This is a genomic window from Paenibacillus mangrovi, from assembly GCF_022898935.1.
GTDB lineage: Bacteria > Bacillota > Bacilli > Paenibacillales > Paenibacillaceae > Paenibacillus_AQ > Paenibacillus_AQ mangrovi.
The window spans coordinates 356,330-373,809 of sequence record NZ_JALIRP010000004.1 but is presented as its reverse complement, the minus strand read 5'-3'; the positions used below and the strand labels follow the sequence as shown (position 1 = coordinate 373,809).

Annotated in this window: 19 protein-coding genes and 2 pseudogenes; 17 read left to right on the top strand and 4 right to left on the bottom strand. The window is 44.9% G+C overall.

What is annotated here, in order from left to right:
* The first annotated feature begins 10 nt into the window (after positions 1-10).
* From MUG84_RS12420 to MUG84_RS12395, 6 genes are all read left to right on the top strand, one after another.
* Positions 11-493 (top strand): ABC transporter permease, encoded by a 483-nt coding sequence (locus tag MUG84_RS12420; RefSeq protein ID WP_244725326.1) that lies wholly within the window; start codon positions 11-13, stop codon positions 491-493.
* A gap of 30 nt (positions 494-523) precedes the next feature.
* Positions 524-931, top strand: coding sequence for a hypothetical protein (locus MUG84_RS12415; protein ID WP_244725325.1), 408 nt, complete (start codon positions 524-526; stop codon positions 929-931).
* Positions 928-1,482, top strand: a complete 555-nt coding sequence (locus tag MUG84_RS12410) for a hypothetical protein (RefSeq protein ID WP_244725324.1) — start codon at positions 928-930, stop codon at positions 1,480-1,482. Before MUG84_RS12415 ends, MUG84_RS12410 begins: the two co-directional genes overlap by 4 nt.
* A complete protein-coding gene (locus tag MUG84_RS12405) occupies positions 1,469-2,449 on the top strand; it encodes a hypothetical protein (RefSeq protein WP_244725323.1) in 981 nt (326 codons plus the stop codon). The genes MUG84_RS12410 and MUG84_RS12405 overlap by 14 nt, the downstream gene beginning before the upstream one ends.
* 178 nt (positions 2,450-2,627) lie before the next feature.
* The gene (locus MUG84_RS12400; RefSeq protein ID WP_244725322.1) at positions 2,628-3,659 is read left to right on the top strand and encodes a thiazole biosynthesis adenylyltransferase ThiF; all 1,032 of its coding nucleotides are present in this window, start codon (positions 2,628-2,630) and stop codon (positions 3,657-3,659) included.
* A gap of 126 nt (positions 3,660-3,785) precedes the next feature.
* Entirely contained in the window at positions 3,786-4,499 is a 714-nt protein-coding gene (locus MUG84_RS12395) for a response regulator transcription factor (protein WP_342346109.1), read from the top strand.
* A 30-nt stretch (positions 4,500-4,529) separates the two neighbouring features.
* On the opposite strand, the gene MUG84_RS12390 is transcribed toward MUG84_RS12395, so the two are convergent.
* Together MUG84_RS12390 and MUG84_RS12385 are read right to left on the bottom strand one after the other, a co-directional pair.
* Positions 4,530-5,060 carry a C40 family peptidase gene (locus MUG84_RS12390; RefSeq protein ID WP_244725320.1) on the bottom strand — a complete coding sequence of 177 codons (531 nt, stop codon included), beginning with the start codon at positions 5,058-5,060 and terminating at the stop codon, positions 4,530-4,532.
* A 263-nt stretch (positions 5,061-5,323) separates the two neighbouring features.
* Positions 5,324-5,665, bottom strand: a pseudogene (locus MUG84_RS12385) (ABC transporter permease); the annotation flags it as partial.
* Between the two features lie 90 nt (positions 5,666-5,755).
* On the opposite strand from MUG84_RS12385, the gene MUG84_RS12380 reads away from it, so the two are divergent.
* From MUG84_RS12380 to MUG84_RS12365, 4 genes and pseudogenes are all read left to right on the top strand, one after another.
* Positions 5,756-6,391 carry a TetR/AcrR family transcriptional regulator gene (locus tag MUG84_RS12380; protein ID WP_244725319.1) on the top strand — a complete coding sequence of 212 codons (636 nt, stop codon included), beginning with the start codon at positions 5,756-5,758 and terminating at the stop codon, positions 6,389-6,391.
* A gap of 55 nt (positions 6,392-6,446) precedes the next feature.
* Entirely contained in the window at positions 6,447-7,817 is a 1,371-nt protein-coding gene (locus MUG84_RS12375; protein WP_244725318.1) for a hypothetical protein, read from the top strand.
* A 245-nt stretch (positions 7,818-8,062) separates the two neighbouring features.
* Positions 8,063-8,179, top strand: a pseudogene (locus MUG84_RS12370) (ABC transporter ATP-binding protein); the annotation flags it as partial.
* A complete protein-coding gene (locus tag MUG84_RS12365; RefSeq protein WP_425313199.1) occupies positions 8,180-8,314 on the top strand; it encodes a hypothetical protein in 135 nt (44 codons plus the stop codon). It begins immediately after the preceding pseudogene.
* A 68-nt stretch (positions 8,315-8,382) separates the two neighbouring features.
* Here the strand turns inward: MUG84_RS12365 and MUG84_RS12360 are convergent, their stop codons facing one another.
* Positions 8,383-9,024, bottom strand: a complete 642-nt coding sequence (locus tag MUG84_RS12360; RefSeq protein ID WP_244725317.1) for a thiamine diphosphokinase — start codon at positions 9,022-9,024, stop codon at positions 8,383-8,385.
* Between the two features lie 140 nt (positions 9,025-9,164).
* On the opposite strand from MUG84_RS12360, the gene MUG84_RS12355 reads away from it, so the two are divergent.
* Both MUG84_RS12355 and MUG84_RS12350 read left to right on the top strand, forming a co-directional pair.
* Entirely contained in the window at positions 9,165-9,833 is a 669-nt protein-coding gene (locus MUG84_RS12355) for a trimeric intracellular cation channel family protein (protein WP_244725316.1), read from the top strand.
* Between the two features lie 23 nt (positions 9,834-9,856).
* Positions 9,857-10,321, top strand: a complete 465-nt coding sequence (locus tag MUG84_RS12350; protein WP_244725315.1) for a low molecular weight protein-tyrosine-phosphatase — start codon at positions 9,857-9,859, stop codon at positions 10,319-10,321.
* Positions 10,322-10,509: 188 nt separating this feature from the next.
* Here the strand turns inward: MUG84_RS12350 and MUG84_RS12345 are convergent, their stop codons facing one another.
* The gene (locus MUG84_RS12345) at positions 10,510-11,241 is read right to left on the bottom strand and encodes an alpha/beta hydrolase (RefSeq protein ID WP_244725314.1); all 732 of its coding nucleotides are present in this window, start codon (positions 11,239-11,241) and stop codon (positions 10,510-10,512) included.
* Positions 11,242-11,499: 258 nt separating this feature from the next.
* On the opposite strand from MUG84_RS12345, the gene pdhA reads away from it, so the two are divergent.
* From pdhA to thyA, 5 genes are all read left to right on the top strand, one after another.
* Positions 11,500-12,567: a pyruvate dehydrogenase (acetyl-transferring) E1 component subunit alpha gene (pdhA, locus tag MUG84_RS12340; protein WP_244725313.1), complete on the top strand. Its 1,068-nt coding sequence runs from the start codon at positions 11,500-11,502 to the stop codon at positions 12,565-12,567.
* 64 nt (positions 12,568-12,631) lie between these two features.
* A complete protein-coding gene (locus tag MUG84_RS12335) occupies positions 12,632-13,612 on the top strand; it encodes an alpha-ketoacid dehydrogenase subunit beta (RefSeq protein WP_244725312.1) in 981 nt (326 codons plus the stop codon).
* A gap of 28 nt (positions 13,613-13,640) precedes the next feature.
* Positions 13,641-14,930, top strand: coding sequence for a dihydrolipoamide acetyltransferase family protein (locus MUG84_RS12330; protein ID WP_244725311.1), 1,290 nt, complete (start codon positions 13,641-13,643; stop codon positions 14,928-14,930).
* A 3-nt stretch (positions 14,931-14,933) separates the two neighbouring features.
* A complete protein-coding gene (gene lpdA, locus MUG84_RS12325) occupies positions 14,934-16,355 on the top strand; it encodes a dihydrolipoyl dehydrogenase (RefSeq protein ID WP_244725310.1) in 1,422 nt (473 codons plus the stop codon).
* A gap of 304 nt (positions 16,356-16,659) precedes the next feature.
* Entirely contained in the window at positions 16,660-17,454 is a 795-nt protein-coding gene (gene thyA, locus MUG84_RS12320) for a thymidylate synthase (protein WP_244725309.1), read from the top strand.
* Positions 17,455-17,480 lie beyond the last annotated feature (26 nt).

The following is a 17,480-nucleotide window of genomic DNA, read 5'->3' as shown; positions in this document are numbered from 1 at the left end:
CTGTTGTCCAATGAATAACGCTTCAAGCGCACTGAAGGTTGCTGCAGGTATTTTTCTTACGATTGCATTGATTACCATTGTTGTGATTTTGTTTATTTCAGCTCAAGAAGCCACCAAGACAGCGCAGAATAACTTCTCTGACATTCAAACGGAATTGTCCCAGGCTGCATTTACCGTTTACGATGGCACGAGTATCAGCGGTTCTCAGGTAACCAACGCACTTCGAAAATTCAGGGATAAGGATCAATTCGGCATTATGGTGAAAACAGGTAAAAATAAAGGTGGTCAATGGTATGGCAACAGACTGTTTATTAGCAGTGATGTAAACGATGATAAGTACGGATCGGTAGTCGATGTCAATAACAAAGAAGGCGAATTGAAAAACACGAGCATGGAGTCCAGTAATGAGTACGTCAATCCAAGCGGTAAATTCAAAGCCAGTATTATTAAAGACAAATCGAACGTTGTTCGTGGGCTGATATTTGAACAGTAGTCGCAGACAAGGAGGGAAGGAGGGGCACGAATGAACGTAAATGTGCAAAACATGATTACCCTAAGCGCGGCCGTTGCTCTGTTTCTGAGTGCCTGCTACTTCACATTGGGCTTGACCAGCCACATCCATACAGCTTTGGATGAAGCTTCCTTGGTATCAGGAGGACAGACGAAAAGCGTCTATACAACACTAAAAACCGCAAAGCCTGATACGTTCAGCGGCTCTCAAGCGATTATAATCACGGTGGATCAAATAAAAAACGGAGTCCAAATCTTAGTTGACAGCGCTCCAGTAACAGAAGATGATCCAGTCTGGATGATGCAGCAATCTATTTTTCAATTTGATGCGAGGTACCGCGCAATGTATAAGAGGGATGTCAACGGAAAGTTAATAGAGATCCATATCAACAAGTTGTCAGCGGGAGAGGTTGACCCATGAGCAGCATGGTTTCTAAATTCGTAGCTGTACTGATCGCCGTCGTGCTGATGTTCATTTATCCGGCTGCTGGAGCGTATCAGAAACAGGATGACTTATCGAGGGTCGTGGTGTATAACGCGGTCACGCAGTTTGTCGATGCGGTTAGAAACAAAGGTTATCTTACGCCGGTCATGTATCAGGATTTCATGAACGAGATATATGCCACGGGCAATGATTTCGAAGTACAAATGGAGCATTTACATAAGAAATATACGCCCGTTTACACGGATGCTGCGAATCCGGATACATTTCAGCATGATATTGATGTGTCATACGCAGGGTATTATACCGCTGATATCATGTCGGTCATTTTTCCGGATAGCACGGATCAGAAAGATGAGGATACCCGTAAGTACAGGATGAATGTCGGTGATTTTTTCAAAGTTACGGTAAAAAACAACAATCGTACGGCAGGAACCGTGATGATGGATTTCGTTTCGGGGACCTTCTCGGGCAGTACGCCTGTTTTGGCATATCCATACGGAGGTATGGTGCTTAATGAAGATTACTGATTTTTCAATCGTTTTTGCCGTTATTTTTGTACCCTTATTTCTGCTCAGTGGCTTTCAAGTCAGAGATCAGCAAACGGTGCAATACCTGGAGATGAAGTATGTAACAGCCCTCCGGACAGCAGTTCAAGATGGAGCGAGTGTGCTAAATACGAATGAGAAGCAGGAGTGGGAAACGGGATACGGGTCTTCGAAGTTTTTTCGTGCTGACAAGGAACTGGCAGTGGCTATTTTCTACCGGAGTCTATATGCAAATCTGGGAATCGAAGAGGATATTTCTGCACAGCAGGCACTGGATTATTACATTCCAGCCATCGCGGTAGTGGATTATGACGGCTACTATATATATGCGGACGAGGAATTCAAAGGCAAAGATAACGAAACGCTGATCAAGCACATTTGGAGTCCTAAAAAACCGTATACCTACAGTGACGATAGCGGCAATCTGGTCCGTTTTACTTTGGATAATGCTGTAGAGGTCTATGATCATCACTCGAGCAACTGGATTCAAGGCCTGCAGCGGGAACTGAAGGATTCAACAGGCGTACCATTAATTGCTCAGTCTGAATTGTTTGAACAGGTGAGACGTTCGACCATCGTCAGGACCATCGAAGACGATCTGGCCAACGTGATCAACCGTCATAATGAGTATGCCGCCAAAAACGGTGTTTCGTATGACTTTACACTTCCTTCAATCACGGGGGAGGAATGGAACAATTCTATTAACGATATTGGTTTGATTGCTTTTATTCAGGGAATTCCCGTAGGCAAGGACTATATCAATAACTATGCCTTGGGCGGAGGCCGGCTGGTAAAAAAACCGGATATATACGCGGGAAGCGATCCGGTGACAGGGATTCGTTACTTTGAACGAGGGAATTGCAGGAGCGGCCTTATCGTTGAAGAAACGTTCTCTTCCGCTAGGGAAGCCACCGCCAATGGTTACTTTGAAAGAAGCTGTTCACCTTAAGTATTCACTGCTTCTTACCGAAGCTGGAATGGTCTGAATTTTATTATGGTAGTAGACATTTTCGTGTTTTACGGCAAACTCCAACTTATGATAAAATGATATCTTGAATGCCCGTTTACAAGCTGCCGTATTCCCATAATAGGAATGCGGCTTTTTCTCAGAGGAGATGTATAAACAGATGAACACAGGAGAAGATCGATACTCCAGACAAGAGCGCTTCACGCCGCTTGGGCCTGAAGGACAGCGTAAACTGGGTGACAGCCATGTATTGATCATTGGAGCAGGTGCGCTCGGCACTTCCATTGCCGAAACGCTCGCCCGGACGGGCGTGGGACATCTGACGATTGCGGATCGCGATTACGTGGAATGGAGCAATCTTCAACGTCAGCAGCTTTTTTCCGAAGAGGATGCAAGCCAGAGACTTCCCAAAGCTATTGCGGCCAAGAAGCGGCTTCAAGCGATAAACTCGGCCATCCAAATCGACAGTCTTGTCATGGATGTGAAGCTCGAGGAACTGGAGACGCTAATCGAAGGCGTGGATTTGATTATGGACGGTACAGATAATTTCGATACCCGTCTGTTGATCAATGATATTTCCCAAAAATACAAAATTCCCTGGATCTACGGCGGCTGTGTGGGGAGCTATGGCATCACCTATACTATTTTGCCTGGGCAAACCCCTTGCCTGAATTGCCTTCTGGGTACGGTACCGCTTGGAGGCGACACATGTGATACTGCGGGTATTATTCCGCAAGCCGTTCAGATTGTTACAGCCCATCAAACGACTGAGGCGATGAAGCTGCTGAGCGGACATCTGGAAGCATTACGCGACAAGCTGCTGACTTTTGATTTATGGCGGAATGAATCCATGTCTATGGGCGTGAAGCATGCGAAAAAAGAGGACTGCCTTTCCTGTGGGACAAATCCAACATATCCTTATCTGTCCGCTTCTAACCTTGAAAAGACGGATGTGCTTTGTGGAAGGGATACCGTCCAGATCCGCCCGGGCAAGAAGCAGTCGCTGAATCTGCAGGAGACAGCAGAGCGGCTGTCGAAGCTTGGGGAAGGCCGGGTGGAAAGCAATCCATTCCTGGTTTCATATACGTCAGGTGCGCACCGGATGGTGATATTTGCAGATGGCAGGGCATTAATACACGGCACCAAGGATATTTCCGAGGCCAGAATCCTGTATCACCGTTACTTTGGCTGAGTCATTAAGAGCTCGTTTTATTAGGGATAGAACATCATGAAAACCATTCCTTAAGGCTCGTCCTTGAGGAATGGTTTTTTTCATGAGCGGTAACCCTATGTTAAGATTACTGAATCGGGACTCAAAATGAAATCAGGTGATTACATGCATGAAAAGCTACTGGTAATCGGTTCCTTTTTACAAAACGAGGAGTTATTCGATGTCCTTCAGAAGGAGGGATATGTTATAAACATGGTTTTGACAGAGCGTGAGGCCATGAGAGTGATCAATGAAGAGGCAATTGATATGCTAATGATGGATCGTGCGGAGCGTACAGGGATCACATTACATAAAATTATTAAAGCGCTTTTGAGAGAGCAGGGGGACAGGCCTTTTCCGATTATTTTATTCGAGGAACAGCTTGATACCGAAGCAGTGATCGATGGGCTGGATGCCGGGGCAAACGATGTCGTGGCGAAAGAGATCAGGGGGATTGAGCTGGTAGCACGGATTCAGAACTTACTCAGAATATTCCATATTGAAAATGAGCGGGGGAATCAAAAGGTCGTTGTCGAAGATTTGGTTATAGATCCAGCTAAGCGGAAGGTGCGTAGGGGTGATAAGCAGATTCCGCTGACGGTAAAAGAATTTGATTTGCTTTTGTTTTTGGCAAGGCACGTTAATCAGGTATGTACGCGTGAAGAGATTCTGAAAAAGGTATGGGACTATGATTTTCATATAGGTACGAACGTGGTAGACGTGTACATCCGGCATCTTCGTACTAAAATGGATAAAGGATTTGGAAAAAAACTGATCCAATCCGTACGTGGTGTAGGTTATGTAATAAAGGAAGGCGAGTAAGTCCCTAAGCTTACTGCCTTCCTTGGTATTTTAGATTACGCGACGTGCAAATAAATATGTTTTTTTCCAGTTGCCGGAGTTCAGATCGGACATCGTTACACCGGGTTTGCCATAAGTGTGCAGAATTTTACCGTTACCTGCATACACTGCGACATGAGTGACGTTCTTGCCATTGGCTCTGCTACCGCTCGAGAAGAATACGAGATCGCCTGGCTTCAGGTTAGATTTCGAAACAGAGACGCCCATTTTCGATTGATCAGTGGATGTACGCGGAAGTGTAACACCGTATTTACCAAAGATATGCTTTGTGAATGAGGAGCAGTCGAACTCTTTTGTTGTTTTGGTAGACGCTCCGAATTTATATGGCGTACCCATAAATGTTTTGCCATAATTCACAATAGCTTGTCCTTTAGAAGTTTGAGAGGATGATGCGGAGACGGAATTAGATTTAGATGAGGATGCTTCCGTCACGTCTGCTCCGGTTGCCATCATCGCTGTAAAACCAATCGTTGCACATAACCCTACGGTTACTAATTTTTGGAATAGTTGTTTTTGCTTCATGTTGTTGTAATACCTCCAAATTTCGTTTTCTTTCAGGCTCGTCTCCGAGTATAACAGCTTTGTAACTCCCTAAATTATGGATAGGTCGTCTCAACCCATTACTGCTCTAAGGATTATCCCCTTTTATTAAAAAACGATTAAAAGTTACAAAAAATTAAGAATTTGATTTTGGGAGTGAAATTATAATGAGAAAAACCCTTGATATTCAGATTCGTAAAAGTTCTAAAGTAGTTCCCAAGTATCGCGGTCGCCGGCTAGTTTTAGGCAAAGGCGCGAACGACCGATGGCATCGACTCGGTCGGCACAAACGCCGAGCTGATAAACGGCAGGAAGATAATCGGGTAGGAAAAGGCGCTTGCGCCATCCACTGATTTGGCGGACAGTCCGGCAATCGCCGCGACCCAAGTTAACGCCAGCGTAAACAGCATGAGTATGCGGGCTACTGCAAGACATGGCAGTAGCCCGCATACGAAGCCCATAAGGAGCGCTACGAGAATGATGACGACAACCGATATGGCGTTGGATACCAGCGAGGTCAGCACATGCCCACACAGTGAGGTGGAACGTGAAATCGGCATGGAGTGAAACCGCTCGAATATATCCCGTATACCTGCGTTTTGCATTTACAACCCTTTACAATAATGGAAATGATCATGTATAATTTAACTAACTAATTAGTTAAATGGGGTGTTTAAGTGTCAGAGACTAATGTGGATGAAAAAGACATTAATACTCGAGAAAAAATACTTAAGATAGCAACCAAAATATTTGCAGAAAAGGGATTTGATGGAGCAAGAGTGGATGAGATTGCTAAACAGGCAGGAGTAAACAAAGCGCTTATTTACTACTATTTTGAAAGCAAGAAAAAACTCTTAGAGGAGCTTTTTCAAAAAAATATTGATGATTATATCAATCAAAAAGATGTATTTGGAAAACAATTATCCACCATCGATCACAATCAAATCGTGGAGTATTCAGATGAAATTTTAGCTACCTTAAAAACAAAAGATGAAGTGATTAAAATTGCGCTCATAGAAGCATTAAAAAATAACGAGCCGGATTTCTCTTTATTTAAGATGATGGATATGTCTCATTGGAGTGTATTACCTAAATTAAAAGAGATGGGATTAGATATTCATGATGAAGCTAACTCACTAATAACGGGTTTTTTCTTTGGAGTTGCCCCTGTGGTCTTCTATGTTATTTTAGGCGACAAATGGGCAGAGTTTCATAATATGGACCGAAATGAATTCGATTTGAATTTTTCATCTCGATTGAAGGAGTTCTATACGAAATTTGCAACTGAATTTTTAAATCAAGTTGTTGAATAAAGCTTTCAGCATAAGCGCCCCCTTTAAAATATTTGATTATGAGAGTAGGAGCGATATGAAGAAGAGTATTCTGTGGTTACTAAGCGATACACGTAAAGCCGCCGAAGAAGGAACTCCCGCGATTATGCAGCGGCAGAACAATCGCCTTGCTGAGATCGTAGAATTCGCCCGTACCAATTCTCGTTACTATTATGAACTCTACAAAGATTTACCCGATCAAATAGAAGATATCAGGTTACTACCTGTCACCAGTAAGAAGAAACTAATGCCATCCTTTAATGACTGGGTTACCGATAAGAATGTAACGCTCGAAGATGTCCGAAACTTTGTAAATAACCCTGATATGATTGGAGAACTATTCCTCGGAAAATACACAGTAGCTACTACCTCTGGTACTACGGGGCATCGTGGAATTTTCCTTGTAGACGATCATGCCCTCAGTGTGAATCTTGTCTTAACTTTACGTGCATTGGGTAACTGGCTCGGTATTGGAGATTTTATCAAGTATCTCATCCATGGTGGACGCATGGCAGTAGTAGCTGCGGAAGGTCACTTTCTCGTCTCCTCTGGGATCAACCGTTTCCGCAAAAAAAGCATGATGCTAGGCTCCGCGATGAAACTCTTTTCAGTGCATACTCCTATTCCAGAGTTGGTTGCTCAACTAAATCACTTCCAACCATCTATCGTCATCGGCTATGGGAGTGTAATCTCGATACTTGCTAGCGAACAGGCTGAGGGGCGATTACGAATTAAGCCGATTTTGGTAGAACCAGCTGGTGAATCACTACCAAAGAAAGAGTATGAGCGAATTTCCAAGCTGTTTAACACCAAGGTTCGTGATCTCTATGGTGCCACAGAGTGCCCATTCCTAAGTGTTGATTGTAAATGTGGTTGGTATCACGTAAATTCTGACTGGGTGATTGTCGAACCAGTAGATACTAACTATAAACCAGTTCAGCCAGGTGAACAATCTCATACCGTATTGCTTACAAATCTTGCTAACCGTGTACAGCCTATTCTTCGCTATGATCTCGGCGATAGTATCATGGTACGTCCTGATCCATGCCCATGTGGGAACCCTCATCCCGCCATTCGTGTGGAAGGCCGGTCTGCCGATATACTGATCTTTCTCACTGAGGATGGTGAAGAAGTAGCGATTCCGCCGCTTGTAATTGCCACCTTGGTGGATCGTACCGCAGGGATTCGTTTTTTTCAAATTGTTCAAACGACATCAACGAATTTACGGGTTCGTTTGTTGACCATGAACAACGATGATTCAGATTTTGTATGGGATCAGATGGAAACTGAAATTAGAAATATACTCAACCAATATAAACTTAATCATATTACCATTGAACGAGCCGAAGAACCACCAGAACAGGCACTAGGCGGCAAATACCGAAGGATTATTCCACTAAAGCGTTAATCTGACTGGCTATTTTTGCCTATTAAGAATCGCTGTGAATTACCGAGTTTTCATGTGTTAGAAGAGCCGGCAGGTCAAATTCGTAGACCAGTCAATCAAGAACTATTTCAGCAAGTGTATCGTCAGTTATCCAAGGAACAAACATATATTTTCAACGACATTACAGTGACTACAATCGCTTAAAAACACTCCCCAAGAAGCTACGTTAAAAAACCTGCAATTGCACATGCAGGTTTTTTAACGTAGGTACGCTCTCGGAGTTAAAAAAGCTGTTCCCATCCGCAAAGGTGGAGTATGTTGAAAAACAGCCGACATTAGAGGAGATATTCCTCGCAATCGTCGGCAAAAAGGAGGGGAAGTAAATGGAGGCAGTACAGAAACATTATTTTAGCGATCTGGGCGTTATGCATGGACGTTCCATGCTCAATATTACCCGCAGTATGGACACCATCATCACAGTCACCATCTTTCAAGGGTTTTCAGTGTTTTATATTTAGTTACAAAATAGTTTCGATGATGAAGACATTCGTCTATTAACTTCGATAGGATTTTTCTCGAAAACGTCTTAATCACGGCTTTGGATAATAAGTAATAGCCCGTCTTCAACAGTCACTATTCCGAATGATTCCAGCAGTGCGTTGCTGATACCTAGAGATTCACCCATTTTTAATGTGGCATTTTCGAGGGGATATTGGAATCCTTCAAGCGTAATTCCGGTTACCTCAAGAGTGATAGGAAGCAGAGAGATATATTTGTATCCTCGATCTAAAACCTCGATTTTGGAGCCGGTTAACGTAATGTAATTGTTTTGATCCATAATGGCGCATGCAATATGATGTTGAAGGGCGCGATTTAGCATTTGGATATTGGCGAGCGTGTGATCCATTCGGGTTCCTGTGCCGCCTATGAGCAATATGAAATCAGGCTGTTCCCGAAAGGCCATTTTAAATGCTAGCTCGGTATCCGTCAGGTCTTTATCAACCGGATCACACTCTACTATTTTCCTGCTTTCCATTCTCACATGCTCCAGTTCTTGCGTAGAAATGGAATCAAAATCTCCAACAGCTAAATCAGGCTTAATTCCATGCTGTGTAAGGAACAAGGCTCCTTTGTCCGCGCCAATGATAAAGTCTCCCGGCTGAATTTCCTCTATATATTGAGGATGAAGTTCACCCCCCGAAAATATAACAACACGTTTCTGGCTCATTTTTGGTTCCTCCTAAATCCATTTCATTCCTATCAGATTTTTTCTTCAGTATAAATGAGAAAACACTGTTGCACAATTTAGCCAGCCGCGACTACAATAGGTAAGACATAGTTAGGGGAGAGGTTAGAGAGAAATTGGACATGCATGCTTTTGAAATTTTCAGCATCATTGGAACCGTTGCATTTGCGATGTCGGGTGCTTTTGTCGCCATGGAGGAAGAATACGACATCTTGGGCATACTGGTGCTGGGACTTGTTACGGCATTCGGCGGCGGGGTCATCCGTAATGTACTGATTGGAGTTCCCGTAACGACGCTGTGGAGTCAAGGACTTCTGATCAAACTGGCGATTTTGTCAGTTCTGTTCGCATTCCTGCTTCCGAGCGGCTGGATCAAGCATTGGAAGCGATCCGAAGCTTTTTTTGATGCGGTTGGGCTCTCGGCCTTCGCGATTCAAGGTGCTTTGTATGCAGCCAAAATGCATCATCCGCTGTCGGCCGTAGTGGTTGCAGCTGTGATGACAGGAATCGGGGGAGGTATCATCCGCGATCTGCTTGCCGGGCGCAAGCCGCTTGTTCTGCGGGATGAAATTTATGCCGTGTGGGCGGCGCTTGCAGGAGTGGTGATTGGTTTGAACTGGATTCATACGTCATGGCAGGCGATTATATTGTTTTCGTTCATTGTTTTGTTTCGTATGCTGTCTGTATTTTTCAAGTGGAAGCTTCCGCGGCGTAAGCTGTTCATGTCTTCCTCATCCGATCTCTCCGTCAGTGACAACCATCATAGCAAGCGCAATCGGAAGACGGCTTAATTGAAGAAGGAGGCAACTACAGCATGGTATCAGTACTATTTGTTTGTTTGGGCAATATCTGTCGCTCGCCGATGGCCGAAGCCATCATGAGACATAAGGTGAAGGAAGCAGGTTATGAGGAAAGGATCCAAGTGGATTCTGCCGGAACAGGGGATTGGCATATCGGCCACACGCCGCATCAAGGTACAAGACAAATGCTGGATCAGTACCAAATTAGCTACGAAGGGATTCGGGCACGGCAATTCGCTGGCACGGATTTTGAACAATTCGACTACATCGTGTGCATGGATAACAGCAACTGGAGTAATGTACGTAAGCTGCCCGGCGCGCGCGATGATAACTTGATCAAATTCATGGATCTGCTTCCGGAGCATGAGCTCAGAGAAGTCCCCGACCCTTATTTCACTGGGAACTTCGAACAAGTATACGATTTGATGGATGCAGGATGCGAAGTTCTGCTCGGCAAGATCAGAACCGAAAAAATGTAATAGGTTAGCGGACAGTTTTTCCGGCTTCATGAAAATACGGCATAAAAGCCGTTTTTTCGGAAAAACAATGAAAACGCAATCATTGTATGAAAAACAACAAAGGTGATCCTTAGACTTGATTTGGCAATTACTGCTTCATACATGTCATTGGCTCACCTTTATTATGTTCTATTTAAATCAGTTTGTTATTAAGCGTGTAAAAAATATTGAAGCGCATTCGGCAGCTCTTTTTGCCAGAAGCCCCAAATATGCTTGCCGTCTTTTTCAGCATATTCCACTTTGGCACCGCGATCGAGCAAAATTTCACGGGTTTGACGGTTTAATTCAACAAAATTATGCACGCCGTGATCTGTTTCGAATGCCGTTTCCTGCAAGCCTACAATCATATAAACATCAAGCTGAGACAGGTCATCCTGAGCCTCATAAATGTCCTGGGAGGCCGGATAATAGGCTCCGGATAGGCTGATAATGCGCTGGAACAGCTCCGGGTAGCGGATTGCCAGATGCAATGATACGCTGCCGCCGAGAGAGTCTCCGGCAAGAATCCGTTCAGAAGCTGTCCTTCTTACGGGATATTTGGCTTCGATGAAGGGAATAATCTCTTCTGCGAAGCAACGTGTGTAGGATTCAAAGCGACTTCCGAACGGGGCGTATTCCTCGGTTCTGATAGAAGTATCAACTTCAACGCCAACGATAATGAAAGGCTCAGCGTCGCCGTCAAGAATTAAATGATTGGCTGTCGTCGCTATGCGTCCGAAATTGAAAAATTCCTCGCCATCCTGGCAGTAGACCACCGGATAACTCAAAATTTCATTATAACCAGGAGGGAGGTAAACCCGAAGGCTCCGTGTTTCATTTAGAAACTTACTGTCCATTTGTTCTTTAATAATGGTACGTTTCAGATACTTTGAATCCGTCATCTAATGTTCACCCTTCTTACAATTGATTTATTGGCTGAAAAAAGCCTAATTATTTGATAACTTATCATGATGCAATGTTCACAATCCCGTCAAATTATCGTGTTCTGTTATACTACACTTTACTGACTGTTATATATACAAAACTTGTTTATTTCGAAATTTTTCCGCGATGGCTTTGACGAAACGAATAAAACAGGTGTATAATAATTCTATAACAGCAACACATGATATTCAAATTTTTTTGTTGAGGTGAAGATAATGAGCAAGGTGCCTTATGAAGTGTATACCGAGGAAGTCGAAGCGCTTTCCGTGCTCTCTCCTGAAGGTGAAATCATTAACAAAGATAAAATGCCTAACCTTTCTGATGATCAATTAAAAGAAATTATGTACCGTATGGTATTTACCCGTACTTGGGATGACCGTGCCGTTAACCTTGGCCGTCAAGGCCGTCTTGGTTTCTATGCTCCGGTATCCGGACAGGAAGCAACAATGGTCGGCAGTGAATTCGCTCTGGAAAAAGAAGATTTCGTTTGTCCGGGCTACCGTGACATGCCGCAAATCGTATGGCATGGATTGCCTCTCTACCAAGCATTCCTGTATTCCCGTGGACACCAGCATGGTGGACAGATTCCTGAGGGAGTCAACGTTTTGATGCCGCAAATCATCATCGGTGCGCAAATTTTGCATGCGATGGGTATTGCTATGGGCTTCAAACTGAAAAAACAAAAACAAGTTGCGATCACATATACTGGTGACGGCGGTTCTTCGGAAGGTGACTTCTACGAAGGTTTGAACTACGCTGGACGTTTCAAACTGCCAGTCATTTTCTTTGTGCAAAATAACGGCTATGCCATCACAACTCCTTTCGCAAAACAAACAGCAGCACTGTCTATTGCTCACAAAGCAGTAGCAGCCGGTATCCGCGGTGTGAAAATCGACGGAATGGACGTGCTTGCTGTCATTAGTGCTGTTCAGGAAGCTGCAGAGCTTGCGCGCAAAGGCGAAGGCGCAACTTTGATCGAAGCTGTGACCTACCGTTTCCGTCCGCACTCCTTGTCTGACGATGCGACCAAGTACCGTACGAAGGATGAAGAAGGCGAGTGGAACGAGAAGGATCCGATTTCCCGCATGGCTAAATATCTCGAGAAAAAAGGCTTGTGGACTGAAGAAGACACAGCACGCGTGAAAGAAGAAGCCAAAGCGAAAGTTAACGAACAGATCAAAAAAGCCGAACAAACCGAAAAAATGACGGTTCCAGGTCTGATCGATAGCATGTTCGAAACAACACCAAAACATCTGGAAGAGCAAAAAGCTGACTTCCAATAATTCTATAGATGCGTTTGATGTAATTGCAACGTGAACAGTGAATGTTTAAGGAGGAAAAGAAGCAATGGCACAAATGAATATGAAAGAAGCGATCCGCGACGCAATGCGCGTGGAAATGAAACGTGACCCTAACGTCGTTGTATTTGGTGAAGACGTAGGTAATGTCGGCGGTGTGTTCCGTGCAACGGAAGGCCTGCAAAAAGAATTCGGCGAAGAGCGTATCTTCGATACTCCGCTGGCTGAGTCCGCAATTGGCGGTCTTGCAGTTGGTCTCGGTATCCAAGGTTTCCGTCCAGTTGCCGAAATCCAGTTCGTTGGATTTATTTATGAAGCTCTTGACCAAATGTTTGTTCAGGCAGCCCGCATGCGTTACCGTTCCGGCGGCCGCTACAATGCTCCAATCGTGTTCCGTACACCTTTTGGCGGCGGCGTAAAAGCAGCTGAATTGCACACAGACTCTTTGGAAGGTTTGGCTGTGCAGACTCCAGGTATTAAAGTGGTAGTGCCTTCGAACCCATATGATGCAAAAGGTCTTTTGATCGCAGCAATCCGCGATAACGACCCAGTATTCTTCATGGAGCACTTGAACTTGTACCATGCATTCCGTGCTGAGGTTCCTGAAGAGGACTACACAGTTGAGATTGGTAAAGCCAATGTTGTTCGTGAAGGCTCTGACGTAACGATCATCGCTTACGGCATGATGGTTCACACAGCAACGAAAGCTGCTGATGAGCTGGAGAAAACAAAAGGCATTAAAGCTGAAGTGATTGACCTGCGTACGCTGAATCCTTTGGATATCGATACCCTCGTGGCTTCCGTCAAGAAAACGAACCGTGCAATTGTGGTTCAGGAAGCACAAAAAACTTCCGGCGTAGCCGCAGAAGTCATTGCTCAAATCAACGAGAAGGCCATTTTGCATCTGGAAGCACCTGTTCTCCGCGTAGCGGGACCAGACACTGTTTATCCATTTGCGCAAATTGAAGATACATGGCTTCCTACACCGGCTCGCATCATTGCTGCAGTCAACAAGGTTATGGAATTCTAAGAAAAGCAGTTAATAGGAGGTAGTAAAGGTGGCAAAATTTGAATATCGGTTCCCAGAACTGGGCGAAGGTTTGCATGAAGGCGAAATTATCAAAATGCATATCAAACCAGGTGATAAAGTAACAGACGACGACATCATTATGGAAGTGCAAAACGACAAGGCGGTTGTAGAAGTTCCTTGCCCAGTCAACGGTACAGTGCAGGAAGTTCTGACAAAGGACGGACAAGTGTGCCGCGTAGGCGAAGTCGTTGCTATTATTGATGCGGAAGGCGAAGTTCCAGAACAGGAAGCTCCTGCTGCAGATCATGGTTCCCCGGAAGCTGAAGCAGCGCAAGGCGGAGCAGACACAACTTCCTCTCCTGCACAAAGCAGCCCAGAAGCTGCACCTGCAGCTCCAAGTAAAGAAGTATTGGCTACACCAAGTGTACGCAAATTTGCGCGTGAGCAAGGTGTTGACATCGCTCAAGTGAACGGAACTGGCTCCAACGGCAAAGTAACTAAAGAAGACGTTGAAGCATTCAAAAACGGCGGCGGCCAAGCAGCTGCACCAGCTGCTGAGAAGAGCGAAGCCAAAGCAGCTCCTGCGGCATCCGCGGCAGCAGCAGTGGATACTCGTGCCGAAGAAGAACGCGTACCGTTCAAAGGTATCCGTAAAGCGATCTCCAATGCTATGGTTAAGTCTGCTTACACAGCACCACATGTTACGATCATGGATGAAGTGGACGTTACCGAACTGGTGGCATTTCGTACACGCATGAAACCAATCGCCGAGAAAAAAGGCACTAAGATTACTTACTTGCCATTCATCGTCAAAGCTTTGGTTGCGGCTTCCCGCCAATTCCCTGCTTTGAATGCCATGATCGACGAGGAAAACAACGAGATCGTGTACAAAAAGTACTACAACATCGGTATCGCTACAGATACAGACAACGGTCTGATCGTACCGGTTATCAAGGATGCTGACCGTAAGAGCGTCTGGATGATCGCTGATAGCATTCGTGACTTGGCAGCACGCGGCCGTGATGGCAAGCTGACTCCTAGCGAAATGAAAGGTAGCACGATTTCCATTACTAACATCGGTTCTGCTGGCGGTATGTTCTTTACTCCGATTATCAACTTCCCTGAAGTTGCAATCCTTGGTACTGGACGTATTTCCGAAAAACCTGTTGTTAAGAACGGTGAAATCGTAGCGGCTCCTGTGATGGCACTATCCCTGAGCTTCGACCATCGCATCATCGATGGCGCAACTGCACAACACTTTATGAATTACATTAAATCACTGCTCAGCAATCCTGAGCTGTTGGTTATGGAGGTGTAAGATATGGTAGTAGGTGACGCTTCTCTCGATATCGATACATTAGTAATTGGAGCTGGCCCTGGCGGTTATGTTGCAGCAATCCGTGCTGCACAGCTGGGTCAAAAAGTTCTGATCGTGGACAAATCCGAAGTCGGCGGCGTGTGCTTGAACCGCGGCTGTATTCCTTCCAAAGCCCTGATCGCTGCTGCTCACCAATATGAGTCTGCAAAGCATGGCGAAGCATTCGGCGTAACTGTTGAAAATGTAAAAGTTGATTTCTCTAAAACTCAAGAATTCAAAAACAGCGTTGTTAAAAAGCTGACTGGCGGCGTTGCTGGTCTTCTGAAAGGCAACAAAGTTGAAGTATTCAATGGCGAATGTATGTTCATCAGCGAAAATGAAGCGCGTTGCTTCAACGAACATGAATCTCCACGCTACCGTTTCAAGCATTGCATCATTGCAACAGGTTCCCGTCCAATTGAGCTCAAAGCATTCCCATTTGGCGGACGCATCATGTCTTCGACAGAAGCGCTGAGCCTGAATGAACTTCCGAAGAGCCTCATCGTAATCGGCGGCGGCTACATCGGTGCCGAGCTGGGTCAAATGTTCTCCAAATTCGGTACGAAGGTTACGATCCTGGAAGGTATGGATACCATCCTGAACGGATTTGATCCAGACATGACCAAAATGGTCGTAAAGAGCATGAACAAAACTGGTGTTGAAATCATCACTAACGCTAAGGCTGAAAGTGCTGAGCAAACCGATAAAGACGTAACAGTTAAATATACAGTGAACGGCGAAGCTAAAGAAGTTACTGCAGATTACCTGCTGGTAACTGTTGGACGTCGTCCTAACACTGACGGCGACCTCGGTTTGGATCTGGTTGGCATCGAAATGACCGACCGCGGTTTGATTAAAGTCGACCATCAAGGTCGTACCAACAAACCGAATATCTTCGCAATCGGCGACGTTGTTGCTGGTCCTGCACTGGCACACAAAGCTTCTTACGAAGGTAAAGTGGCTGCAGAAGCTATTTCCGGTCATCCATCCGTTGTGGATTACAAAGTGGTTCCTGCCGTTGCATTCGTAGATCCTGAGTGCGCAAGCGTAGGATACTCCGAAAAAGAAGCGAAAGAAAAAGGCTATAAAGCCAAAACTGCGAAGTTCCCATTTGCCGGTAACGGCCGTGCGTTGTCTCTGAACAACCCTGACGGTTTCGTTAAACTGGTTTATGATGAAGAAACTCAACTGGTTCTTGGTTGCCACATCGCGGGTCTCGAAGCTTCCAACCTGATCTCTGAGCTCGGTCTTGCGATCGAAATGGGCGCTACCCTCGAGGATATTTCTTTGACGATCCATGCGCATCCAACACTTGGTGAAATCGTAATGGAAACTGCTGAGCTTGCGCTTGGCAATCCAATTCACGTGATCGCACCACGCAGATAATTACGTTATAACATACTAGATTTGAAGCAAGAGCCTTGCGTTAGTAAGGCTCTTGCTTTTTTATATCCAGAAGACTAAGGTTTAATTTTACTATTCCTCAGCGCTTTGCCGCATGGTAAACTAGTAAAAAGAATTTTGTTTATTTTAAGATTATAGAATTTATAAGTTTTCAGCGAAGCTGAACCATTCTATAATCGCAAGAAAAACTACATCTAATAGCGGTCTGTCATCTGTGATAGTACGTCGATGGACGTTTTTCTTATAAAAATAGAAAGAAACGGAAACGCGAAAGGGTGGACGAAACGTGCGCAATTACTTGGAGTTACTTGAGGATATTATGGAAAATGGAACGCCAAAAGAAGACCGGACGGGTACGGGGACGATATCTGTTTTTGGTAGACAGCTGAGATTTGATCTTGCGAAGGGTTTTCCTCTATTGACAACCAAGCGTATACACATTAAATCCGTGGTGCATGAGCTGTTGTGGTTTCTAAGCGGCGAGACGAATATTCGTTATCTGAAGGAAAACGGCGTGACGATTTGGGATGAATGGGCCGATGAAAATGGTGATTTGGGTCCGGTATACGGTTCTCAGTGGCGTAACTGGGCTTCGCCGGACGGTACACATATTGATCAGTTTGCCAACGTGATCGAATCGATCAAAAACAATCCGGATTCACGCAGACATATCGTTAGCGCATGGAATGTGGCGGAAATTGAGCAAATGAAGCTACCTCCATGCCACTTTGTGTTCCAATTCTATGTAGCAGGGGGCAAACTATCCTGTATGCTCACTATGCGGTCTGTGGATACCTTCCTGGGTCTTCCGTTTAACATAGCAAGCTACGCCTTGTTGACGCATATGGTAGCGCAGCAGTGCGGACTAGAGCCCGGAGAATTCATTTGGTCGGGCGGAGACGTGCATATTTATTCAAATCATCTGGAACAGGTCAAGACTCAGCTTGAACGCGAGCCGCATGAGCTTCCTGAACTCGTGATTAAACGCAAGCCTGACTCTATTTTCGATTATACATTTGAAGACTTTGAATTCGTTAATTATAAGCATCATCCGGGTATAAAAGCACCTGTTGCCGTTTAAGCTACGAATCGTATGAATACCTATAC